The 23,018-nt window shown below is 71.3% G+C and carries 20 protein-coding genes and 1 rRNA gene; 10 read left to right on the top strand and 11 right to left on the bottom strand.

Annotated features, from left to right (window positions below; all coding sequences use genetic code 11):
• The 3 genes from JHE00_RS32235 to JHE00_RS32225 form a co-directional block, all read right to left on the bottom strand.
• Positions 1-68, bottom strand: a 16S ribosomal RNA gene (locus JHE00_RS32235); the annotation flags it as partial.
• Positions 69-430: 362 nt separating this feature from the next.
• On the bottom strand, positions 431-1,774 hold the full coding sequence (gene glnA / locus JHE00_RS32230) for a type I glutamate--ammonia ligase (protein ID WP_200325496.1): 1,344 nt from the start codon (positions 1,772-1,774) through the stop codon (positions 431-433).
• A gap of 28 nt (positions 1,775-1,802) precedes the next feature.
• Positions 1,803-3,080, bottom strand: a complete 1,278-nt coding sequence (locus JHE00_RS32225) for an MFS transporter (protein WP_307832208.1) — start codon at positions 3,078-3,080, stop codon at positions 1,803-1,805.
• A gap of 71 nt (positions 3,081-3,151) precedes the next feature.
• On the opposite strand from JHE00_RS32225, the gene JHE00_RS32220 reads away from it, so the two are divergent.
• Positions 3,152-4,141 carry a GlxA family transcriptional regulator gene (locus JHE00_RS32220; RefSeq protein ID WP_200325494.1) on the top strand — a complete coding sequence of 330 codons (990 nt, stop codon included), beginning with the start codon at positions 3,152-3,154 and terminating at the stop codon, positions 4,139-4,141.
• Positions 4,142-4,151: 10 nt separating this feature from the next.
• A complete protein-coding gene (locus JHE00_RS32215) occupies positions 4,152-4,841 on the top strand; it encodes an LppX_LprAFG lipoprotein (protein ID WP_200325492.1) in 690 nt (229 codons plus the stop codon).
• Positions 4,842-4,845: 4 nt separating this feature from the next.
• On the opposite strand, the gene JHE00_RS32210 is transcribed toward JHE00_RS32215, so the two are convergent.
• Positions 4,846-6,420, bottom strand: a complete 1,575-nt coding sequence (locus JHE00_RS32210; RefSeq protein WP_200325490.1) for an alpha/beta hydrolase — start codon at positions 6,418-6,420, stop codon at positions 4,846-4,848.
• 83 nt (positions 6,421-6,503) lie between these two features.
• On the opposite strand from JHE00_RS32210, the gene secA2 reads away from it, so the two are divergent.
• From secA2 to JHE00_RS32195, 3 genes are read left to right on the top strand one after another with little or no spacing between them, the layout of a single operon-like run.
• Positions 6,504-8,828: an accessory Sec system translocase SecA2 gene (gene secA2, locus JHE00_RS32205; RefSeq protein ID WP_200325488.1), complete on the top strand. Its 2,325-nt coding sequence runs from the start codon at positions 6,504-6,506 to the stop codon at positions 8,826-8,828.
• Positions 8,829-8,883: 55 nt separating this feature from the next.
• The gene (locus JHE00_RS32200) at positions 8,884-10,608 is read left to right on the top strand and encodes an NAD+ synthase (protein WP_200325486.1); all 1,725 of its coding nucleotides are present in this window, start codon (positions 8,884-8,886) and stop codon (positions 10,606-10,608) included.
• Positions 10,609-10,651: 43 nt separating this feature from the next.
• Positions 10,652-11,200: a methylated-DNA--[protein]-cysteine S-methyltransferase gene (locus JHE00_RS32195; protein ID WP_200325484.1), complete on the top strand. Its 549-nt coding sequence runs from the start codon at positions 10,652-10,654 to the stop codon at positions 11,198-11,200.
• Here the strand turns inward: JHE00_RS32195 and JHE00_RS32190 are convergent.
• Both JHE00_RS32190 and JHE00_RS32185 read right to left on the bottom strand, forming a co-directional pair.
• Positions 11,167-11,745, bottom strand: coding sequence for a DinB family protein (locus tag JHE00_RS32190; protein ID WP_200325482.1), 579 nt, complete (start codon positions 11,743-11,745; stop codon positions 11,167-11,169). The genes JHE00_RS32195 and JHE00_RS32190 overlap by 34 nt on opposite strands.
• Before the next feature lie 28 nt (positions 11,746-11,773).
• Positions 11,774-12,397, bottom strand: coding sequence for a DUF998 domain-containing protein (locus tag JHE00_RS32185; protein ID WP_307832207.1), 624 nt, complete (start codon positions 12,395-12,397; stop codon positions 11,774-11,776).
• 253 nt (positions 12,398-12,650) lie between these two features.
• On the opposite strand from JHE00_RS32185, the gene panB reads away from it, so the two are divergent.
• Positions 12,651-13,529, top strand: a complete 879-nt coding sequence (panB, locus tag JHE00_RS32180) for a 3-methyl-2-oxobutanoate hydroxymethyltransferase (RefSeq protein WP_200325478.1) — start codon at positions 12,651-12,653, stop codon at positions 13,527-13,529.
• Between the two features lie 60 nt (positions 13,530-13,589).
• Complete coding sequence (gene pip / locus JHE00_RS32175) at positions 13,590-14,549, top strand: prolyl aminopeptidase (RefSeq protein ID WP_200325476.1); 960 nt, start codon at positions 13,590-13,592, stop codon at positions 14,547-14,549.
• On the opposite strand, the gene JHE00_RS32170 is transcribed toward pip, so the two are convergent.
• On the bottom strand, positions 14,550-15,992 hold the full coding sequence (locus JHE00_RS32170) for a PucR family transcriptional regulator (protein WP_200325474.1): 1,443 nt from the start codon (positions 15,990-15,992) through the stop codon (positions 14,550-14,552).
• A gap of 75 nt (positions 15,993-16,067) precedes the next feature.
• On the opposite strand from JHE00_RS32170, the gene gabT reads away from it, so the two are divergent.
• Entirely contained in the window at positions 16,068-17,399 is a 1,332-nt protein-coding gene (gene gabT, locus JHE00_RS32165) for a 4-aminobutyrate--2-oxoglutarate transaminase (RefSeq protein ID WP_200325472.1), read from the top strand.
• The gene (locus tag JHE00_RS32160) at positions 17,396-18,823 is read left to right on the top strand and encodes an aldehyde dehydrogenase family protein (RefSeq protein WP_200325470.1); all 1,428 of its coding nucleotides are present in this window, start codon (positions 17,396-17,398) and stop codon (positions 18,821-18,823) included. The genes gabT and JHE00_RS32160 overlap by 4 nt, the downstream gene beginning before the upstream one ends.
• Here the strand turns inward: JHE00_RS32160 and JHE00_RS32155 are convergent.
• From JHE00_RS32155 to JHE00_RS32145, 3 genes are read right to left on the bottom strand one after another with little or no spacing between them, the layout of a single operon-like run.
• Positions 18,795-19,565 (bottom strand): helical backbone metal receptor, encoded by a 771-nt coding sequence (locus JHE00_RS32155; RefSeq protein WP_200325468.1) that lies wholly within the window; start codon positions 19,563-19,565, stop codon positions 18,795-18,797. The two genes, JHE00_RS32160 and JHE00_RS32155, sit on opposite strands and share 29 nt — an antisense overlap.
• A complete protein-coding gene (locus JHE00_RS32150; protein WP_200325466.1) occupies positions 19,562-19,942 on the bottom strand; it encodes a DUF4326 domain-containing protein in 381 nt (126 codons plus the stop codon). Before JHE00_RS32150 ends, JHE00_RS32155 begins: the two co-directional genes overlap by 4 nt.
• Positions 19,929-21,341 (bottom strand): RNB domain-containing ribonuclease, encoded by a 1,413-nt coding sequence (locus tag JHE00_RS32145; RefSeq protein ID WP_200325464.1) that lies wholly within the window; start codon positions 21,339-21,341, stop codon positions 19,929-19,931. The genes JHE00_RS32150 and JHE00_RS32145 overlap by 14 nt, the downstream gene beginning before the upstream one ends.
• A 113-nt stretch (positions 21,342-21,454) precedes the next feature.
• Here JHE00_RS32145 and JHE00_RS32140 point away from each other — a divergent pair, with 113 nt between their 5' ends.
• A complete protein-coding gene (locus tag JHE00_RS32140; protein WP_200325462.1) occupies positions 21,455-22,402 on the top strand; it encodes an ATP-binding protein in 948 nt (315 codons plus the stop codon).
• 402 nt (positions 22,403-22,804) lie between these two features.
• Here the strand turns inward: JHE00_RS32140 and JHE00_RS32135 are convergent, their stop codons facing one another.
• Positions 22,805-23,014 carry a hypothetical protein gene (locus JHE00_RS32135; RefSeq protein ID WP_200325460.1) on the bottom strand — a complete coding sequence of 70 codons (210 nt, stop codon included), beginning with the start codon at positions 23,012-23,014 and terminating at the stop codon, positions 22,805-22,807.
• Positions 23,015-23,018: the final 4 nt, after the last annotated feature.

Genomic DNA, 23,018 nt, shown 5'->3' with positions numbered 1-23,018 from the left:
CGTTCGACTTGCATGTGTTAAGCACGCCGCCAGCGTTCGTCCTGAGCCAGGATCAAACTCTCCAACAATGCATTAGAGAAAAACCTGGCTATATTCAACATATAGCCTCAAGCAAACCCACCAAAAACGGCGAGCCAAACTCAAAGACTACAAGCTCACAAACACACTGTTGAGTTCTCAAACAACACAAAGTTGCATTTCCAGATTTTTAGCCCGAAGCATTAGCCAACTTCATGACTTATGTCGTAAGACTTAACTCGGAAGTTGTCCTGCTTCAGGGCCGACCAGTTACGCTACCCGGTCCGTTTGGCGGTGTCAACCCGCTTCGTCCCGGCCGCTCCTGGCGACGAAGAGAACATTACACGTGCTGGAACACCCCGAAACGAGGGGGGTACCTAAGTGCTAAAACCCCAGGTCATCGGCCTTTTTTTCACAGCACGGGCAGGAGCGTGCGCAACTCGTAGGGAGTCACCGCGCTCCGGTAGTTGTCCCACTCGACGCGCTTGTTGCGGAGGAAAAAGTCGAAGACGTGCTCGCCCAGCGCCTCCGGCAGGAGCTCGGACTGCTCCATCTCCGTGAGGGCCTCGCCGAGGTTCTGAGGCAGCTCGGCGTAGCCGGCGGCCTTGCGCTCGGAGTCGGACAACGTCCAGATGTTGTCCTCCGCGGCGGGCGGGAGCTCGTATCCCTTTTCAACGCCCTTCAGTCCCGCGGCCAGGATCACCGAGTACGCGAGGTAGGGGTTGCACGCCGAGTCGAGCGTGCGCAGTTCCACCCGGCGCGACGACGCCTTGCCCGGCGAGTACATCGGCACCCGCACCAGCGCGGAGCGGTTGGCCCTCCCCCACGACACCGTGGTCGGGGCCTCTCCTCCCCGGATCAATCGCTTGTAGGAGTTGACCCACTGGTTGGTGACCGCGGAGATCTCCCTGGCGTGGTGCAGCAGTCCCGCGACGAACGCCTTGCCCGTCTCCGACAGCTCGTATGGGTCCTCGGGGCTGTAGAAGGCGTTCTGGTCGCCCTCGAACAGCGACATGTGCGTGTGCATCCCCGAGCCCGGCTGACCGGTGAACGGTTTGGGCATGAAGGTGGCGCGCACGCCCTGCGTCAGCGCGACCTCCTTGACCACGTACCGGAACGTCATGACGTTGTCGGCCATCGTCAGCGCGTCGGCGTAGCGCAGGTCGATCTCCTGCTGGCCGGGGGCGCCCTCGTGGTGGCTGAACTCCACCGAGATGCCCATCGCCTCGAGTGCCTCGATGGCGTGCCTGCGGAAATGGGTCGCTGTGGCGTGGCTCGCCTGGTCGAAGTACCCGCCGTTGTCGGCGGGCTCGGGCTCCCGCCCGTCGTCGGGCAGGTTGGCGAGCAGGAAGAACTCGATCTCCGGGTGGACGTAGCACGTGAACCCGGCCTCGCCCGCCTTCGACAGCTGCCTGCGCAGCACGTGGCGCGGGTCCGCCCACGACGGCGAGCCGTCGGGCATCGCGATGTCGCAGAACATCCGCGCCGAGTAGTGCCCGCCCTCCGGGGTCTCCCACGGCAGCACCTGGAACGTCGAGGGGTCCGGTTTGGCGACCATGTCGGACTCGTAGACGCGCGCGAAGCCCTCGATCGCGGAGCCGTCGAAGCCGATGCCCTCGCTGAAGGCGCCCTCGAGCTCCGCGGGCGCCACGGCGACCGACTTCAGAAAACCCAGCACGTCGGTGAACCAGAGCCGCACGAAGCGGATGTCGCGTTCCTCCAGCGTGCGCAGCACGAACTCCTGCTGGCGATCCATGCCGCGACCCTAAACGCGGCTTGTTAACTCAATGTTTCGGGGCCACGCGCCCGTTCGAGCGAATTCGCAACGACATCACCGTGGCGAGCAGGCACAGGCCCCCAGCGACGTACCAGGCCAGGTCGTAGGACCCGAGGTGATCGCGGGTCAGGCCGGCCGAGAACGCGGCGATGGCGGCGCCGACCTGGTGCGACGCGAACACCCAGCCGAACACGATGGGGCCCGCCATCCCGAACCGCTCCCGGCAGAGAGCGACCGTCGGCGGCACCGTCGCCACCCAGTCCAGGCCGTAGAAGACGATGAACGCCCACATCGGCGGTTCCGTGGTCGGCGCGAACAGGTGCGGCAGCACGAGCAGCGACGCACCGCGCAGCGTGTAGTACGCGCCGAGCAGCCAGCGCGCGTCGACGCGGTCGGTGAGCCAGCCCGACGCGATCGTGCCCGCGACGTCGAACAGCCCCACCAGCGCCAGCAGCCCGGCCGCTGTGGTGTGCGGCATCCCGTGGTCGTGGGCGGCGGGCACGAAGTGGGTCCCGATCAGGCCGTTCGTGGAGGCTCCGCAGATCGCGAAGCCACCTGCGAGCAGCCAGAACGTCCGGGTGCGAGCCGCGTCGCGCAGCACGGTGAGCGCGCGGACGACGCTGCCGCCCCGCACTCGCGGCGGTTCCTGCTCCGCCTCACCTCCGTACGGCGTGGTGCCGACATCACTCGGCCGGTCGCGCAGCAGGAGCAGCACCACGGGCACGACCGCGAGCGCGGCGCCCGCGACGGCCAGCGACGCGGGCCGCCAGCCGTGGTCGGTGGCCAGCGCCGCGACGAGCGGCAGGAAGACCAGCTGTCCCGCCGCTCCCCCTGCCGTGAGCACCCCGCTCACGAGGCCGCGATGCCGCACGAACCACCGGCTCGTGACGGTGGCGACGAACGCGAGCGCCATCGCGCCGGTACCCGTGCCGACGAGCACGCCCCAGCACAACAGCAGCTGCCAGCTCGCCGTCATGAACACCGTGAGCCCGCTGCCCGCCGACACCAGCAGCAGCGCCGACGCGACGACCTTGCGCATGCCGAGCCGCTCCATCAGCGCGGCGGCGAAGGGCGAGATGAAGCCGTACAGCAGGAGATTGATCGACACCGCCGCCGAGATCGTGCCTCGCGACCAGCCGAACTCGCGGTGCAGCGGGTCGATGAGCACGCTCGGGGCCGCCCGGAATCCCGCCGCGCCGACCAGCGCGACGAACGCCGCGAAGGCGACGAACCAGGCCCAGTGGAGTCGAGGAGTACGCCGCGCCGCGGCACGCACATCGGTCACGGGCACCAGCTTGGAGACTCCGGAAGGTCTGAACTAGTGGCACGAATGCCAATATGTGTAAGAATTCGGCCATGCACCGAGTCGTCGTACTCGCCATCACCGAAGCGGTCGGCTACGACCTGCAGATCCCGCCGCAGATCTTCAACTCCGCGCGCAGGAACGGGCAGCGGCTCTACGACGTGCGCGTCTGCGGCGTCGACGACCGGCCCGTCCGCATCAGCGCCGGCTACACCGCCGTACTCGACCACGGCCCCGAGGCACTCGAGCAGGCCGACACCGTGATCGTGCCCGGCACCCGCGTCGAGGGCCCCCGCTTCCACGGGACGCTGCCCGACGACGTCGCCGCCGCGCTCGACCGCGTTCCGGCGCACGCGCGGATCATGTCGATCTGCACCGGCGCGTTCGTGCTCGGCGCCGCCGGCCTGCTCGACGGCAGGCCCGCCACCACGCACTGGGCGCACGCCGACGCCTTCCGCGCGCTGTACCCGAGGGTCCTCCTCGACGAGAACGTACTGTTCGTCGACGACGGCGACGTACTCAGCTCGGCGGGACTGGCCGCGGGCGTGGACCTCTGCCTGCACGTCGTGCGCGCCGACCACGGCAGCGAGGTCGCCAACGTGGCCGCCCGCTACTGCGTGGTGCCGCCGTGGCGCGACGGCGGGCAGTCGCAGTTCATCGACCGTCCCGTCGTCGAGGCGGGCGGCGGCAGCACCGCGCCGACAAGAGCCTGGGCGCTGGAACGGCTTGGCGAGCAGCTCGACCTGACCGTGCTCGCCGCGCACGCCAACATGAGCCTGCGGACGTTCAGCAGGCGCTTCCGCGACGAGACGGGCCTGCCGCCCCACACGTGGCTCACCCGCCAGCGCGTGCTGCACGCCCGGCACCTGCTCGAAACCACGGACCTGGCCGTGGATCGCGTCGCCGCCGAATCTGGCCTCGGCAGTGCCGCGTCACTGCGGCAGCACCTCAACGCGGCCATCGGCGTGTCACCGCTGGCGTACCGGCGGACGTTCTCGCGACGCGCGGGAGGTCTGAACGAAAGGGTCGAATCGCCCCGCTAACGTAAGCACCATGGTGTCCCGACGGATCCTGGTCGCCGCACTCGCGCTCGGACTGCTCTCCGGCTGCACGTCGGCCCCCGACGCCGAATCGCTGCCCGATGGCGCGTCGCTGGTCGACGCCTCCGCCGAGACGCTGCGCGACCTCGAGAGCGTGCGGTTCGACTTCCGGGTCAGCGGCGCGATCCCCGGCCTGTCGGTGCGGGGAGTCAACGGCGTCGCGCAGCGCTCGGCAGGCGAGTTCGGCTACGCGAGCGGCGAGGTCGACGTCCAGCGGACGACGGAGCGGACCCAGTACGAGTACGAGCTCTCCGGCGACCGGCTGCGCCTGACCGGCCAGGACGGCGAGGACGAGGAGCTGCCCGTGCCCGAGCAGTTCGGCCCCGCGCGCGTGCTCGACCCCGAGCGCGGCCTGCACGAGCTGCTCACGCAGGCCACTGGACTCGAGACCGAGAGCCGTGAGGAACTCGACGACGTGGCCGCCTACCGCGTCAACGGTGAACTGTCCCGGCAGGCGGTCTCCCAGCTCGTGCCGGGCGTCCACGCCGACGTCGACGTGAAGTTCTGGGTGAGCGAGCAGCAGAGCCGTGACCTGCTGCGCATCTGGATCCAGGTGCCGCCGCGGCAGAAGAACGAGGGCTCGGTGATGATCGAGCTCGCGCTCTCCGACCACAACGAGCCGATCGAGAGCATGCGGGACTGACCCGCTAGCAGCGCTTGCCCTCGTCCGGCAGCGTCCCGTCGACCAGATAGTCGACACCGGCGTCGTCCACGCACTTCAAGCCCTGCAGGAACACCGTGTGCTGGTTGCCCTCGTAGGTGAGCAGGCGACCGTTCATGGCCTTCGCGAGGTTGACCCCGGCCTGGTACGGCGTGGCCGGGTCGTTGGTGGTGGAGATGACCAGTGCGGGCGGCACGCCCTCGACGTCGGGCAGGTGCGGCTCCGAGGTGTTGGGCACCGGCCAGAACGTGCAAGCGTCGCGCGCCGACGACGCGGGCGTTCCCGGGTCGAGGAACGGTGCGACCTCGGCGTAGCGGGCCTGCGCCTGCCTGATCTTGTTCTTGTCGGTCACCCTCGGGTCGTCGACGCAGCGGATCGCCACGAACGCGTCCTGGGTGGTGGCGTACTCGCCGTCGTTGCCGCGCTCGTTGTACATGTCGGCCAGCCCCATCAGCGTGCTGCCGTTGTTCTGCTTCAGCTCGGCGAGCCCGGTGTTGAGGTAGGACCACAGCTGCTCGGAGTAAAGCGCCTGCACGGTGCCGGTGGTGGCGTCCTCGTAGGAGAGACCGCGGCCGTCGCCGACCTGGACCGGGTTCTCGATCAGCGGCCGGGTGAGGTCCTGGAAGGCCTTGGTCGCTCCGACCGGGTCGGAGCCGAGGGCGCAGTCCTCCCGCGGTGCACACCACGCGGCGAACTCTCCGAACGCCTTGCCGAAGCCTTCGCCCTGCGCGACGAGCGACTCCACGATGTCCTGCTCCGGGTCCAGCGCGCCGTCCAGCACGAGCGAGCGGACGTTGCCGGGGAACGCCTCGGCGTAGGTGTAGCCGATGCGCGTGCCGTAGGAGTAGCCCAGGTAGTTCAGCTTCTCGTCGCCGAGCACCGAGCGGAGCACGTCGAGGTCCTTGACGACGTCCCGGGTGCCGAGGTGGGCGAGCATCTCGTCGCCGTGCTCGGTGCGCTCGGCGCACCGCTGCGCGAACTCGCGCTCCTGGTTCTCGGTCGCCGCGACGCCCTGGGGGCTGCCGTCGAGCTCGGAGTCGTCTCCGCGGTCCTCGTCGCGCTCCTCGGCGGTGAGGCAGGTGACGGCGGGCTCGCTCGCCCCGATCCCGCGCGGGTCGAAACCGACGATGTCGAAGCGCTGCCCCAGCTCCTGGTTGGCGACGCCCGGCGCGATCGACGCCGCGGCCGTCATGCCCGAGGCTCCGGGACCGCCCGGGTTGAGCACCAGCGAGCCGATGCGGTCGTCGCCGCTGGCCTGCTGCCGCAGCACGCCCAGGGTGATCGTGGTGCCCTCGGGGTCGGAGTAGTCGAGCGGCACCGTCAGCCGCGCGCACTCGAAGCCGTCGCCCGACAACGCCGACTGTGTGCTCTGCGAGGTCGAGAAAGGCTCGCACCCGCCCCAGTCGAGCGTCTGCCCGTAGTAGCGGTCCAGACCGTCGGGAACCGGCCCGACCGGGCCTGTTCGCTCCTCGCGGGGCTCGGAGTCCGACGAGCACGCCACCAACCCGGTCAGGGCGAGTAGACAGGCTGCCAGGGACAGGTAGCGTTTCTGAGCAGGCACAGCTCGATCGTGCCATTGGTACAGGAACCGGACGGCACCAGCACCGCGTTGGACGGGCAAGGACTCGAGAGGGGAGACCACGGGTGGCCTTGATGAGCCGGGTGGGCAAACGGCTGCGCAGGATCATCCAGCGCCCGGGCAGCGTGGAGCTGACGCGTTACGAGGCGCTGCTCCCCGCCGTCGAGAAGCGGGAGCCGGACCTGGAGGAGCTGTCGGACGAACAGCTCACCGAGGCCGCGGCCTCGCTGCGGGACGCTGAGGTGTTCGGCGACAAGCAGCTGGTCGAGCTGTGTGCGCTGGGCCGGGAGGCCGCGCGCAGAGGACTCGGCGAGCGGGCGTTCGATGTCCAGCTGCTCGGCACGATGGGCCTGTTGTCGGGCCACGTGGTGCAGATGGCGACCGGTGAGGGCAAGACCCTCGCCGGCGCGCTCGCCGCGGCCGGGTACGCGCTGCAGGGCAACCGCGTGCACGTCATCTCCGTCAACGACTACCTCGCCCGGCGCGACGCCGAGTGGATGCGCCCGGTGTACGAGCTGCTCGGGGTGCGGGTCGGCTGGGTCGAGCCGTCGCTGTCCGCGCGGGAACGGCGCGACGCCTACGCCTCCGAGGTCTGCTACGGCGCCGTCAGCGAGATCGGGTTCGACGTGCTGCGCGACCGGCTGATCACGGCCGAGGACGACCGCGCACAGGCCGCACCCGACGTGGCGGTGGTCGACGAGGCCGACTCGGTGCTCGTCGACGAGGCGCGCGTACCGCTGGTGATGGCCGGTTCGGTCGACGCCGGTGTCGCGGACGAGGAGGTCGCCAACATCGTCCGGCGGCTGCGCCTCGGCCTGCACTACGAGACCGACGCCGACGGCCGCAACGTGTGGCTCACCTCGGCCGGCGCGTCGGTGGTCGAGAAGTCGCTGGGCGGCGTGGACCTCTACGACGACGAGGGCTCCGAGCGGCTCGCCTCTGTGAACGTCGCCCTGCACGCGCACGCACTGCTCACCCGCGACGTCGACTACCTGGTGCGCGACGGCAAGGTGCAGCTCATCAACGCCTCGCGCGGCCGCGTCGCCGAGCTGCAGCGCTGGCCCGACGGGCTGCAGGCCGCGGTGGAGGCGAAGGAGCAGCTTCCGCCCTCGGACCACGGCGAGATCCTCGACTCGATCACCGTCCAGGCACTGCTCGCCGGGTACCCGCAGGTGGCGGGCATGACGGGCACCGCGGTGGCCGTGGCCGAGCAGCTGCGGGAGTTCTACAGGCTCGAGGTGGCGGTGATCCCGCCGAACACGCCGAACGTGCGGGAGGACTCCGCCGACCGGATCTTCGAATCGCCGGGCAAGAAGCTGCGGGCGATCGTGGAGGAGATCCGCACGGTGCACGAGTCGGGGCGACCGATCCTCGTCGGCACCCAGGACGTGGCCGAATCGGAGGAGCTCGCGGACAAGCTCGCGAAGGCCGGGCTGCCGTGCGTGGTGCTCAACGCGCGCAACGACGCCGAGGAAGCGGCCATCATCGCCGAGGCGGGCACCTACGACCGGATCACCGTGTCGACCCAGATGGCCGGTCGCGGTACCGACATCCGGCTGGGTGGCGCCGACGGCGCCGACCGCGAGCGCGTGGCAGAGCTGGGCGGACTGCACGTCATCGGCACCGCGCGCTACCCGAGCAGCAGGCTCGACGACCAGCTGCGCGGACGCGCGGGCAGGCAGGGCGACCCCGGTAGCTCCGTGTTCTTCGCGAGCCTCAACGACGAACTGGTGCTGGCCAACGCGCCCGACGTGCCCGACGGCATCCACTCCGACGAGGAGACCGGCGAGATCACCGAGCAGGCCGCGCACCGCCAGATCAACCACGCGCAGCGCGTGGCCGAGGGCGTCGACCTGGAGATCCACCGCAACACGTGGCGCTACACGCGGCTGATCGAGCACCAGCGCGCGGAGCTGCTCAAGCAGCGCGACGAGGTGCTGGGCACCGACGTGGCGCGCGAGAAGCTCGAGGCGGCCGAGGCGGAGCGCTGCAAGGAACTCGCGGAGTCGGTGGGCGAGGACGTCCTGACGCGGGTGTGCCGGGACGCGTTGCTGTTCCACCTCGACCAGCTGTGGGCCGACCACCTGGCGTTTCTCACCGACGTGCGGGAGACGATCCACCTGCGCGCGATGGCGAGGGAGACCCCGCTGGACGAGTTCCACCGCGCGGCGATCCCCGAGTTCCACAAGATCGCCGATGAGGCCGAGCAGCGGTCGGCGAAGACGCTGCTGGAGGCCGAGGTCACCGACGACGGGGTCGACCTCGCCGCGGCGGGCGTGCGCAGGCCGAACTCGACGTGGACCTACCTGGTGCAGGACAACCCGTTCGACTCCGACGCTGAGCAGGCGCTGAAGAAGGTGCGGGGGATGCTGCGCAAGAAGCGCTCCTGACCGGGGTGCCACCCGACACAGGGACGCGGCGGCGCGGGTGCGCGAGAATGGGCGCATGCCGCAACTGCGCATCGCACTGGCCCAGGTGAACCCGACCGTCGGCGACCTGACGGGCAACAGCGATCTGATCGTCGACTGGACTCGCAAGGCCGCCGAGGCGGGGGCGCACGTCGTCGTGTTCCCCGAGATGTCCGTGACCGGATATCCGGTGGAGGACCTGGCGCTGCGCAAGGCGTTCGCCACGGCCTCCCGGGGCCAGGTGGAGACGCTGGCGCAGCGGCTCGCCGAGGCGGGCTGCGGGGAGGTGCTGACCTACGTCGGTTACCTCGACCGGGACGACGACGGCCCGCGCAACGCCGCCGCCGGCCTGCTGCGTGGCGGGATCGTGGCCTCCCAGTACAAGCACCACCTGCCCAACTACGGCGTCTTCGACGAGCGCCGCAACTTCAAGCCGGGGCACACGCTCGACGTCGTGCGCTGGCACGGTCTCGACATCGGCATGGTGATCTGCGAGGACCTCTGGCAGGACGGCGGTCCGGTCGCCGCGCTCGGCGAGGCCGGGGTCGACCTGGTGGTCTCGCCCAACGCGTCGCCGTACGAGAAGTCGAAGGACGACGTGCGGCTGCCGCTGGTGGCGGGCCGGGCCCGCGAGGCCGGCGCGCCGGTGCTCTACACCAACCAGGTGGGTGGCCAGGACGACCTGGTGTTCGACGGCGACTCGATCGTCGTGGGCACGGACGGCGAACTGCTGGCGCGCTCGCCGCAGTTCGCGGAGCACCTTCAGGTGCTCGATCTCGAGCTGTCCGCCGGCGGGCACACCGCGGAGGGCGAGTTCGCGGGACTGCGGGTCGCGCGCCGGGTGCTCGACGCCGACCCGCTGCCCGCCTACGAGCCGCTGCCCGCGCCCGTGCTCAGCGAACCGCTGCCCACCGAGGCGGAGGTGTGGTCGGCGCTGGTGACCGGGCTGCGCGACTACGCGCGCAAGAACGGTTTCCGCTCGGTGATCTTCGGTTTCTCCGGCGGTATCGACTCGGCGGTCACCGCCGCGCTCGCGGCCGACGCGCTCGGCGCCGACGCGGTGCACGGCGTGTCCATGCCCTCGGAGTACTCGTCGGAGCACTCGCAGTCCGACGCGGCGGAGCTGGCCCGCAGGCTCGGCTGCCACTTCCGCACCGAGCCGATCGCCGACATGGTCAAGGTCTACGTCGACCAGCTGTCACTCGCCGGCACGGGGCTCGCCGAGGAGAACATCCAGGCGCGCGTGCGGGGCATGCTGCTCATGGCACTGTCCAACCTGGAGGGTCACCTCGTGCTGGCGACCGGCAACAAGACCGAGCTCGCCGTGGGGTACTCGACGATCTACGGCGACGCCGTCGGCGGGTTCGCGCCCATCAAGGACGTGTTCAAGACCCACGTGTGGGAACTCGCCAGCTGGCGCAACGCCGACGCGGAGAAGCGCGGCGAGACGCCGCCCATCCCGGAGAACTCGATCAGCAAGCCGCCGTCGGCGGAGCTGCGTCCCGGCCAGCTCGACACGGACTCGCTGCCGGACTACCCGCTGCTCGACGACATCCTCGACGACTACGTGGAGGGCGACCGCGGCTTCCAGGAGCTGCTCGCCGCCGGCTTCGACGCCGAGGTGATCGACCGGGTCGTGCGCATGGTCGACCGGGCCGAGTACAAGCGCAGGCAGTACCCGCCGGGCACGAAGATCACGTTCAAGGCGTTCGGGCGCGACCGCAGGCTGCCGATGACCAACGCCTGGCGCGAGACCCACTAGCGCGGGCCGGTTTCTGTCACAGCCCGGGCGTACCGTTCGGAACATGGCAGCACAAGGGTTCGCGGTCTTCGACACGGCGATCGGGCACTGCGGCATCGTGTGGGACGAGCACGCCGTGCTCGGCAGCCGGCTGCCCGAGGGCGGGCCGGAACCCACGCGGCGCCACGTCCTGGAGAGGTTCCCCGGGGCGGTCGAGCAGGAGCCCCCTGAGGCGGTGCGCTCCGCGATCGAGGCCGTGCGCGCGCTGCTGCGCGGTGAGGACCCGCCCGAGCTCGACGACGTGCGGCTCGACCTGAGCGGCGTGCCGCCGTTCCACGCCAAGGTGTACGAGGTCGCCAGGGCGATCCCCGTCGGGGCCACGATGACCTACGGCGAGATCGCGCACCGCCTCGGCGGCGGTCCCGGCGCCGCTCGCGCCGTCGGGCAGGCGCTGGGCGCCAACCCGTTCCCGCCGATCGTGCCGTGCCACCGCATCCTCGCCGCCGGTGACAAGAAGGGCGGCTTCTCGGCGCACGGCGGCACGAAGACGAAGCTACGGATGCTGGAGATCGAGGGCGTTCACGTCGAGGAGCCCACGCTGTTCGACCTGTAGCGCCAGGGCGTGAGCCACGGCGTCCGCGGCCAGTCCTCGGCCGCGGCCATCAGCGGCAACGCCCTCGCCCCGTCGATCGACTCGCGGATCACGTCGGCGTGGCCAGCGTGGCGCGCGGTCTCCTCGATCACGCGCAGCAGCACCCACCGCACCGACCACGAGCCGACGTCGTCGGGAAACCACGGCACGTCCTCGGGCACCGGCACCGCCCGGCCGAGGTCGTCGATGCCGCCGATGATCTCCTCGGTCTCGGTGGCCACCAGCTCGTACTCGCCGATCACGTCGGCGAGGGTTTCGGCGGGACCGAGCCGGAAGTCGCCCGTGTCGTCCGGCGAGTGGCCGAGCACCGTGCCGAGCCAGCCGCGTTCAGTGGCCGCGACGTGCTTGATCAGCCCGCCCACGCTGAGCGAGCTGACCGTCGGTGTGGCACTGGCCTGCGCGTCGGTGAGTCCATACGCCGCGAGGCACAGCACGTATCGCTGTTGCGCGAGATACGCCAGGAGCGCGTCGCGCTCGTCGGCGACGGGCCCGACCAACCCCGGCATGCCGGTACCTCCTGCTCCGCACGGATGATCATTGCCGCGCATCCTGCCAGCGGTCCCGCACGTCGCGGGCCACGGTGAACAGGTAGAACGCGCCGGTGACGAGCACGGCCGTGCCCGCGAGCAGCTGCAGCCGCAGCACCAGGCCGAGGAACTGACCGGAGCCGACGAGCCGCACCACGACCACGGCGAGCAACGCGGCCGACTCGACCGCGGCGACCAGCACGGGCACCACCCGCCAGCGGCCTTCCCACCAGAGCAGCAGGCTCAGCGGGCCTGCCACGTAGATCACGTGCAGCAGCACCGACGTGGCGACGTGCACGTGGTGCGCCGGCGAGAAGTCCGCCGTGCACGCGCCGGTCAGCGCCCCGGCGCAGTCGAGGGTGAACGCCGACCGCGCGACCAGGACGACGCCGAGCACGGCGATCACGGCGATGGTCGAGCGTGCCTGCCACTGGACGGGTGCGAGCCGGGCCAGCGGAGCGCAGCTCAGCAGGAACGCGATGCCGGCCACCAGTTCGAGCGCACGGAACAGCTCGCGGTAGGGCTGCCCTGGTGCGCTGAGGTCGTCCGGCGCGGAGTGCGCCGGCGAGAGTCCCGTATCGAGCACGAACTCCAACGCCCAGCCCAGGTGCGCGAGGGTGGCTACACCCACCAGGGTGAATCCGACCACCCGAACCGCCGCGAGCGTGTGCAGACGGTGAAGTGCGGGCGGCATGGCGATCGTCATATCACGACAGCGATCGCTCCGGAACCCAGCGTGTTCACTCGTTGGGAGTCCCGCACCGCCGTGTGAAGCTGGTCGCACGGCCTTGGAGCGCGGTGGTGGCGGTGCCACGCTCGACGCATCAACGATCCACGACCCGGGGACCTCGTCCGAGGCCTCGAGGGAAGGACGGTCGACAACGATGTCCGTATCCGACAACGAGCGTGCCGGCGAAGTGTCCGCACCCTACGGTTCCGGCCCGTCCGCGCAGGCGACTCCGCCGCGCAAGAAGGTCCGCATCCACCACCTGCGGGAGCTCAAGGACCGGCGCGAGCCGTGGCCGATGCTCACCGCCTACGACATGTACACCGCCGAACTGTTCGACGAGGCCGGGATCCCGGTGCTGCTGGTCGGCGACTCGGCCGCCAACAACGTGTTCGGCTACGACACCTCGCTGCCGGTGACGGTGGACGAGCTGTTGCCGCTGGTCCGCGCCGTGACCCGCTCGGTGACGCGCGCGCTGGTTGTGGCCGACCTGCCGTTCGGCTCCTACCAGCTCTCGCCGGAACAGGCGCTCGAGACGGCCGTGCGGTTCATGAAGGAGGGCCGCGCGCACGCCGTGAAGCTCGAGGGCGGACGCCGGTTCGCGCCGCACGTCGAGGCGCTGACCGCGGCGGGCGTGCCGGTGATGGGCCACATCGGGTTCACGCCGCAGAGCGAGCACAACCTCGGCGGCTACCGGGTGCAGGGCCGCGGCTCGGCGGCCGACGACCTGCTCGCCGACGCACTCGCACTGCAGGAGGCGGGCGCGTTCTCGGTGGTGATGGAGATGGTGCCCGCCGAGGCGGCCAAGCGGGTGACGCACGAGCTCGCGATCCCGACCATCGGCATCGGCGCGGGGCCGGACTGCGACGCGCAAGTGCTGGTGTGGCAGGACATGGTGGGTCTGCGCCGGGGCAAGGCGCCGAGGTTCGTCAAGCGCTACGCGGACGTCGCCGGTGCGCTGAGCACCGCGGCGCAGTCGTTCGCCGACGAGGTCAGGCGCGGCGAGTTCCCCGCCCCGGAACACGCCTTCCACTGACCGGGGTGCTATGAACGTCTCTTCCGAACGGGACGTTCACAGCGAAAGGCGTGGCGGCACATGGAGGAGCTGTACCCGGCACTCGCGCCGCACGCCTCAGGGATGCTCGAGGTCGGCGACGGCAACTCCCTCTACTGGGAGGTCAGCGGCAACCCCGACGGCAAGCCCGCCGTGGTCCTGCACGGCGGGCCCGGCAGCGGGAGCGCGCCGCTGAGCCGTCGCCACTTCGACCCCTCCGCCTACCGGATCGTGCTGTTCGACCAGCGCGGAGCCGGGCGCAGCACGCCCCACGTCAGCGAGCCCGGCGTGGACCTGAGCGGCAACACCACCTGGCACCTCGTCGCCGACATGGAGCGCCTGCGCGAGCATCTGGGCATCGACCGCTGGCTGGTGTTCGGCGGTTCGTGGGGCGTCACGCTGGCGCTGGCCTACGCGCAGACGCACCCGGCCAGGGTGAGCGAACTCGTGCTGCGCGGGGTGTTCACGGCGCGGCGCAGCGAGCTGGACTGGATCTACAACGGCGGCGCGGCGCACCTGTTCCCGGAGGAGTGGGCCGACTACCTCGCGCCCGTGCCGCAGGACCAGCGCGGTGACCTGGTCGAGGCGTACCGGCGGCTCGTCGACGACCCCGACCGCGCGGTGAGCGAGCGCGCCGCGGTGGCCTGGAGCGCGTGGGAGGGCGCGATCGTCTCGATCGTGCCGCAGCTGAGCTACCGCACCGGCTACAGCGCGCCCGCGTTCGCGGTGCCGTTCGCGCGCATCGCGCTGCACTACTTCACCAACGACGCGTGGCTGTCGGACGGGCAGCTCATCCGCGACGCCGGACTGCTCTCGGGTATCCCGGGCGTGCTCGTGCAGGGCCGCTACGACGCGGTGTGCCCGCCCACGACGGCTTACGAGCTGCACCGGGCGTGGCCGGGCTCGCAGCTGATGCTGCTCGACGGCGCGGGCCACGCCATCACCGATCCCGGCATGCTCGCGGGTCTGCGCATGGCGCTGGACTCCTTCTCGGGTTCCTGATCAGACCTGCAGGGCGAGCCACAGTTCGGCGCGCACTCCTGGCGAGTCGAGGTCACGGCCAGTGAGCTCGGCGACCCTGGTGATGCGGTTGCGCAGGGTGTGCCGGTGCACGCCGAGGCGCGCCGCTGCCGCGTCCCAGTGCCCGTTGTGCTCGAGCCAGCAGCGCAGTGACGCCAGCAGCTCGCCGCGTCCGGTCCGGTCGTGCTGGCGCAGCGGCGCCAGCAGTTCCTCCGCGAACGCGCGGGCGGCGTGCGGTTCGACGAGCCCGAGCACTCCGGAGCCGGCGTGCTCGGCGAAGCGCACCATGGGCTTGTCCGCGGCACGCGCGGCCTCGGCGGCCTGCCGTGCCTGCTCGTACGCGGTCTCGACGTCCACAGAGGACGACGAGAGCCCGGCGTGCAGGCCGGAGACGCGCTCGGGCAGCGTCAGGACCGCGGGGTCCTCCCCCAGCACCACCAGCACGTCGCCGTGCTCGGCGAAGAACGTACGCTCGTGCTCGCTCTCGAGGACGTCCACGGCGAAGGCACGCGCCCGCGCGGAACCCACCAGCACCACGACGGGACAGGGCAGGGCTGGCGCGGCACCGAACACCGTGCGCAGGGTGCGCAGCGCCAGGTCGGTCCTCCCGTCGAGCAGCAGGTCGAACAGCCCCGAACGGAGCCCGCGCACCGTGTCTCCCCGCGCGCGGTCGCGCTCCTGCGCCAGCGAGAGCAGCGCCGTGGCCGTGGTGACGACGTGCTGGGCTGCCGCGTCGAGCCGGGTGGCCGCACCGACCGCGAGATACCCGCGCGTACGCGTGCCGAGCGGCTGGACCACCACCTCCTGTCCCGCGACCGTCGCGAGCCGGGAGCCGCCGCGGGGCAGTTCCGACCGCAACGGCTCGGCGAACGACCTGGCGGACGCGGGAGCGGCCTCGCGCACGGCACCGGTTCCGTCGAGCAGCAGCACCCACGCGTCGACCAGTTGCGCGAGCTTGCGCACGAGCGCGCCGGGCCCGCTGCGCCGCAGCGCCGTCCTGGTGAGCTCCTGCTGGGCGCGGCCGGTGCGCACGAGCGACTCGTACTGCTCGGCGGCCAGCGCCGCGGACACCGCCTTGGTGATGGCGATGAACGGCGTCGGGACGGGCACTTCCAGCAGCGGCAACCCGGCGGCCTCGGCGGCTTCGATCAGCGAGGGAGGCACCGCGTCGTGGCTGAGCCCGATGCCGAACCCGAGCCCGCTGGCCCGCGCGCCGACGAGGCCGCGCACGTAGTCGGCCGCGCGCCCGTGCTCGAACGCCAGGCCCGTGGTGAGCAGCAGCTCCCCGCCGTCGAGGAACTCGGACGGGTCGGGCAGCTCGGTGGGGTGCACCCACGTGATCTCGCGGTCGATTCCGCCGGCGCCCGCGAGGACGGTCAGCCCGAGCGCGCGATTAGCGACGAGCGCCCGCAACGTCAGTGCCATGATGGCGAATTGTAGTGCCGAAATTGGACAACTCGGCAGGCTGACGTCGCGTGGCCGTGGACTCATCCTGGGGGCATGACCGCCACGACTCACCGCAGGCTGCTCACCGAGATCCCCGGCCCGGCCTCGAAGGCGCTGCAGCAGCGGCGCGCGGCCACCGTCGCCGCCGGAGTCAGCTCCGTGCTGCCCGTCTACATCACGGCCGCCGACGGAGGACTGCTCACCGACGCCGACGGGAACACGCTCATCGACCTCGGCTCCGGCATCGCGGTGACCAACGTGGGGCACGGCGTCCCCGCCGTGGTCGACCGCGTCCGCGAGCAGGCATCGGCGTTCACGCACACGTGCTTCATGGCGACGCCGTACGAGGGCTACGTCGAGGTGTGCGAAGCGCTGGCCGAGCTGACGCCCGGCTCGTTCGACAAGCGCTCCGCGCTGTTCAGCACCGGCGCCGAGGCGGTGGAGAACACCGTGAAGATCGCGAGGGCGGCCACCGGACGGCAGGCCGTGGTGGTGTTCGACCACGCCTACCACGGCCGCACCAACCTGACGATGGCGTTGACCGCCAAGTCGATGCCGTACAAGCACGGCTTCGGCCCGTTCGCACCCGAGGTCTACCGCGTACCGGGTTCCTACCCGTTCCGGGACGCGCCCGGCCTCACCGGCGAGCAGGCGGCGGCAGCGGCGATCGACCGGATCGAGAAGCAGCTCGGCGCCGACGCCGTGGCCGCCGTGGTGATCGAGCCCATCCAGGGTGAGGGCGGCTTCATCGCACCCGCGCCCGGTTTCCTGCCCGCGCTGTCGCGCTGGTGTTCCGACAACGGCGTGGTGTTCGTCGCCGACGAGGTGCAGACCGGGTTCTGCCGGACCGGCGACTGGTTCGCGTGCGAGGACGAGGGCGTGATGCCCGACCTGGTGGCCACGGCGAAGGGCATCGCGGGCGGACTGCCGCTCGCCGCCGTCACCGGCAGGGCCGAACTGCTCGACGCCGTGCATCACGGCGGCCTCGGCGGCACCTACGGCGGCAACCCGCTGGCGTGCGCGGCCGCGCTGGGTGCGATCGAGACGATGCGCACGCGCGAGCTCGCCACGGCGGCGCGCGGCATCGGCGAGACCGTGCTGCCGAGGCTGCGGGCGCTGGCCGCCGAGACGGGTGTGATCGGCGACGTGCGCGGACGCGGCGCGATGCTCGCGGCGGAGTTCTGCACACCCGGCACCACCGAGCCGGACGCCGAGCTGACCAAGCGGGTCGCCGCGGCCTGCCACGCGCAGGGCGTGGTGGTGCTGACCTGCGGCACCGACGGCAACGTGGTGCGGCTGCTGCCGCCACTGACGCTGCCACCGGACCTGCTGGAGGAGGGCCTGAGCGTGCTCGAGCAGGCCGTGCGGACTGAAGCGGCCCGATGACCACGCCGTTCTGGATCGCGGGCAAACAGGCGAGCGGAGACAGTACCGCCGTCGTGCGCAGCCCCTACGACGACACCGAGGCAGGCCGCTACGCCATTCCGTCCACATCGGACATCGAAGCCGCGGTGGCGGCGGCGCACGCCGTGCGCCGCGAGGCCGCCGCACTGCCCGCGTACGTCAGAGCGGGCGCGCTCGACCACGTGTCGAGGGTGCTCGCCGAGCGCGCCGACGAGTTCGCCGCGCTGATCACCGCGGAGTCGGGCAAGCCGCTCACGTGGGCGCGCGCCGAAGCGGCCCGTGCGTCCTCGACGTTTCGCTGGGCCGCCGAGGAGGCTCGCCGGTTCACCGGGGAGCTGCAGCGCCTCGACACCGACCCCGGCTCGACCGGGCGGCTCGCGCTCGTGCGACGCGTGCCGAGGGGCCCGGTGCTGGGCATCACGCCGTTCAACTTCCCGCTGAACCTGGTGGCGCACAAGGTCGCGCCCGCGCTCGCCGTCGGCGCGCCGATCGTGCTCAAGCCCGCGCCGGCGACCCCGCTGACCGCGCTGGCACTCGGCGAGGTGCTCGCCGAGACGGGCCTGCCGGAGGGGATGTGGTCGGTGCTGCCCGTCGGCAACGACCAGGCCGCCGCCCTGGTGAGCGACCCCAGACTGCCCGTGGTGTCGTTCACCGGCAGCGTCCCGGTGGGCTGGGAAATCCGGGACTCGGTGCCCCGCAAGCACGTCACGCTGGAGCTCGGCGGCAACGCGGCCGTGCTCGTCTGTCCCGATTGGACCGACCTGGACCACGCGGCCGAGCGCATCGCGACGTTCGCGACGTACCAGGCAGGACAGTCGTGTGTCTCGGTGCAGCGCGTGTACGCCCACGCCGACGTGGCCGCCGAGCTCACCGAGCGGCTCGTCGGCAAGGTCCGCGCGCTCGGCACCGGCGACCCGGCCTCACCCGGCACCGACGTGGGCCCGCTCATCAACGCCGCGGCGGCGGAGCGCGTGCAGACGTGGGTGGCCGACGCGGTCGCCGCGGGCGCCCGGTGCCACGTCGGCGGGCAACGCGACGGCGCGACCGTGGCACCCACCGTGCTCACCGGCGTGCCCGAGGACGCGAGGGTGATGGCCGACGAGGTGTTCGGCCCCGTCGTCGCCGTGAACTCCGTCGACTCCGTCGAGGAGGGGTTCCGGCGCATCAACGACTCGCGCTTCGGGTTGCAGGCGGGCGTGTTCACCCATGACCTGAGCACCGCGTTCGCGGCGTCGGCCGAGCTGGAGGTGGGCGGCGTGGTGATCGGTGACGTGCCGAGCTTCCGCGCCGACCAGATGCCCTACGGCGGGGTGAAGGACTCCGGCGTCGGCAGGGAGGGTCCCGCCGCCGCGATGGCCGACCTCACCGAGGAGCGCGTCACCGTGCTGACCGGAGTGCGGCTGTGAGCTCGCGGTGGGCATCGACCAGCGACGGCCCGTACCAGGTGAGGTAACGGCCCGACACGAGCACGTACTCGGTGCCGGGAAACGACTCGGGGCCGTCGTCGTCGGTGAACTCGTACGGCTCGTCGGGCAGCACCAGCAGGTCGGCCTCCCCCGCGTCGAACCAGCCGCGCAGCTCGTCGAGTTTCGGACGCGGGTAGCGGTCGGTGTGCTCGCCGTAGACGGTCGCGACGCCGAGGCGGTGCAGCACATCGCCGCCGAAGGTGTCGCGGCCGAGCACCACCCACGGCTTTCGCCAGACGGGCACCACGGCGCGAGCCCGGATCGGCACTCGCTCGGCCCACAGCGCCTCGGCCTCGACGAGCCAGCCGGGCGCGTCGACGGCGAAGGCCTCGGTGAGCAGCGCGCGCAGCGACGCGAGCGCGTCCGGCACCGTCGCCGGAGCGGCCATGACCCACACCGGCACGCCCTCGGCGCGCAGCCGCTCCACGTCCTCGGGCCGGTTCTCCTCGGAGTTGGCGAGCACCAGGTCGGGGCCCAGCTCCAGCACCGCGTCGACCTTCGGATACTTCGACCCACCGACCCTGGACACGGCGAGCTCGGGCGGGTGCGTGCAGTAGTCGGTCGCACCCGCGAGTGCTCCGGGGACGGTGGCCTCCACGGCCTCGGTCAGCGCGGGCACCAGCGACACCACACGAGACGGCACGCCGCGCAGGCCGACCTCGGCGCCCAGGTCGTCCTTCATCGGCGGTACTCCAGCAGCACGTCGGCGTGACACGGGGCGGGCGCGCACCAGCAGCCCAGCGCGCGGCCGCTGAGCTCACCGTCGCGCAGTCGCCGCAGCAGCTCCGGCTGGTCCTCGAGATAGGACCGGTAGTGGCGCACCATCGCCTCCCTGTCGATCTTGGCCTCTTTGACGAACGGGTTCGCGAAGTCGGACTCCGGCCACGAGTGCCGGTTTCCACGATGTCCGATGTAGACGATGAGGTCGTTGTCCACCAGCCACGGCACGAGATGCTTGTGCGGACCCGACTTCCGGACGTTCACCGCCGCACCGCGCCCGGCTAGCACGTCGTCGCGCAGCTCCTTCTCCGTGTCGGTCCACGCCTCACGCGCGCTCAAAGGACACCTTCCGCTTGGTGACGTCCACCGCCGTCAGCCGCACCGAGATGCGGCCGCTGTCGGGAAAACCCGTGCCCGTGCACTTGCCGAGCACCGGCGGGTTCTCGAGGAACACCTCCGCCTTGGTCTCCTCGGCCCGCAGCACCACGGCGTCGAACGTGCGCCCGATGTGCTCGGCGAGGATCCACGCCTCCACCTGGTCCAGGCACGCGCGCTCGACCCTCGCCGCCCGGTTGTCGGAGGCGTTCATCAGTTCCGGCAGCTCGGCGAGCGCGGCCCGCACCCACGTGGGCACGGGCCGGTCGTGGGTCACGGCGAGGCAGATCTCCGCGGCGAATCGGTCCACCAGCCGCCGGATCGGCGCCGTCACGTGCGCGTACGGGCTGGCCAGGCCCGCGTGCGTGGCGAACTCGGGTTCGGTGCCGTCGAACGACGTGTATCCGGCGCCGCGCAGTAGTCGCGTGGTGCCCGCGTAGAGCGCCAGCGACGCCGGGTTGGCCGGGTCGAGCCCGGCCAGCAACTCGGCGACCGTCGCGTCGGTGGGCCAGTCGATACCCAGCGCGGTCGCCGAGCGGCGCAGCCAGTTCACCGTGTCGTCGTCGGCCTGCGGCAGTGTGCGCAGCACCCCGATGCCGGCATCCAGCATGATCGAGGCGGCGACCATGCCCGTGAGCAGCGAGACCTCGGCGTTCCACGCCTCGACGTCATGGCGAGGACGGCGGGTGAGGACCCACCCGCCGTCCGGTCCGGCGCCGATCTCCTGCTCGGGCAGTTGCAGCTCCACCGCGCCGCGGCGCACGGCCAGCTCCCTGCGCAACCTGCCGAGCGCGGGCAAAGCGGCGATCGACGGATGCGCCTCACCCACGGCGAGCGCGGCGGCCACGGTGTCGTAGTCGAACCGCTCCGTCGAGCGCACCAGTGCCCTGCGCACGTGCACCGACACGGGCTCGCCGTCGGAGTCGGTGTCGATCGTCCACAGCACCGAAGGGCGGACCATGCCGGGGAGCAGGCTCGCCGCGCCCTCGCTGAGCTCGGGCGGGTGCAACGAGACGTTGCCGTCGGGCAGGTACAGCGTCTGGCCGCGCCTGCGCGCCTCGAGGTCGATGAGCCCGCCCGGCGGCACGAACGCGGCCAGATCGGCGATGGCGTAGTGCACCCGGAAGCCGCCGAGCGGTCGCCGTTCGATGCAGACGGCCTGGTCGAGGTCCTTCGCCCCTGGCGGGTCGACGGTGACGAGGGGCAGCCCGGTGGCGTCCTCTCTAGCCCCGTCGTCGGCGGGGTCGCCTGCGACGGATTCGGCCTCGGCCAGCACCTCGGAGGGAAAGGATTCCGGCAGCTCGAACTCGGCGCGCAGCGAGGCGAAGTCGCCGGCACCCGGCCTGTGGACCGTGAGAGCCACACCTGAACCCTAACTCGCCGAACCGGGTGGATGACCTGATCGAGTCCTTCCCACGCGGGTGTACCTTCCCTCCCACACGTAATGAAAATCAACATCGTTTTCAGGAGTTAGCTGTGAAGGTCGCCTTCGTCGGCAAGGGCGGCAGCGGGAAGACCACGCTGGCGTCGCTGTTCACGTCCTCGCTCGCCGCTGCCGGACACCCCGTGCTGGCCATCGACGCGGACATCAACCAGCACCTGGCGGTGGGCCTGGGCGCGAGCCAGGACGAGGCGGACGCGCTGCCCACGCTCGGGGACAACCTCGGGCTGATCAAGGAGTACCTGCGCGGCGACAACCCGAGGATCGCCGACGCCGCGGCGATGATCAAGACGACACCGCCGGGGCGCGGCTCGCGGCTGATGACGCCCACCGAGGACAACCCGATCACCGACGCCTGTGTCCGCGACGTGGCCGGGGTGCGACTGGCCGTCACCGGCCGGTTCGCCGAGGACGACCTCGGCGTGGCCTGCTACCACTCGAAGACCGGCGCGGCGGAACTCCTGCTCAACCACCTGGTCGACGGTCAGGGCGAGTACGTGGTGGTGGACATGACCGCGGGCGCCGACGCCTTCGCCTCGGGCCTGTTCACCCGCTTCGACGTGACGTTTCTGGTGTGCGAGCCGACCGTGCGCAGCGTGGGTGTCTACCGGCAGTACACGGAGTACGCGCGGGACTTCGGCGTGCGGCTCGCGGTGGTGGGCAACAAGGTGACCGACGACGAGGACGTCGACTTCCTGCGCGAGTCCGTGGGCTCGGACCTGCTCGGCTGGATCGGAGCGTCGAAGCACGTGCGAGCGGCCGAACGCGGTCAGGCGCGGCCGATCACCGAACTGGAGCCGCACAACCTGGGCACCCTGCGCACGATGCTGTCCACAGTGGACGCGACCGAGCGCGACTGGGAGCGCTACCACGCGCAGGCGGTGGAGTTCCACCTGCGCAACGCGCGCTCCTGGGCGGGCCCGGAACTGGCCGCCCAGGTGGACCCGGACTACACCCCGGGCCCCCTGGCCACGACCCGATAACCCACCCGCGCGAGTCCCACACCCAACCCCGCGAGTCCCCCACTCAGGCTCGCGAGTCCCCCACTCCAGACGGCGAGTCCTGCACTCGGGCTCGCGAGTCCCGCGCTCCAGACCGCGAGTCTTGCGTTCAGGGCCGCGAGTTCTGCGCTTAGGAAGGCGAACTCGGCGCTCCGGGTTGCGGCCCCAACGGCGGCGGGCCGCTTCGATGCCGCCGGGCCTGGGCACAAGCCCACACGTCATCGAGCCAAGCCACGCGACCCAGCGTTCGGCGTCGGACGGGCTTCCGCCGCCCAGGCTCCAGCGACCAGCCCCGTCGAATGCACGACTCGCCGTTCGGAGCGCACAAACCCGCGGTCCCGAGCGGACGACTCGCGAGCTCGAATGCACGACTCGCGATCGCGGTCAGTCGTCGGCTTCCCAGTCTGCGTCGGCCTTGTCGGCCGCCTTGGTGCGTTCCCTGGCGATGTCCAGGGCATGACGAGCGGACGCCTCGTCCGGGTAGGGCCCCAGCCGGTCGATCGAGCGTGACAGCTCGCCGTGCTCGACCTCGCCGGTGCGCGTGTTGTACCACCAGCCCGCGGCCGGGTTCGGGTCCTTGCTCATCGGTGCCATGACC

Origin of the sequence: Prauserella cavernicola, from assembly GCF_016595675.1 — a bacterium.
In the GTDB taxonomy this organism is placed as follows: domain Bacteria; phylum Actinomycetota; class Actinomycetes; order Mycobacteriales; family Pseudonocardiaceae; genus Prauserella_A; species Prauserella_A cavernicola.
The sequence above is the reverse complement of the archived record's forward strand: the minus strand, read 5'-3'. Positions and strand labels throughout refer to the sequence as shown.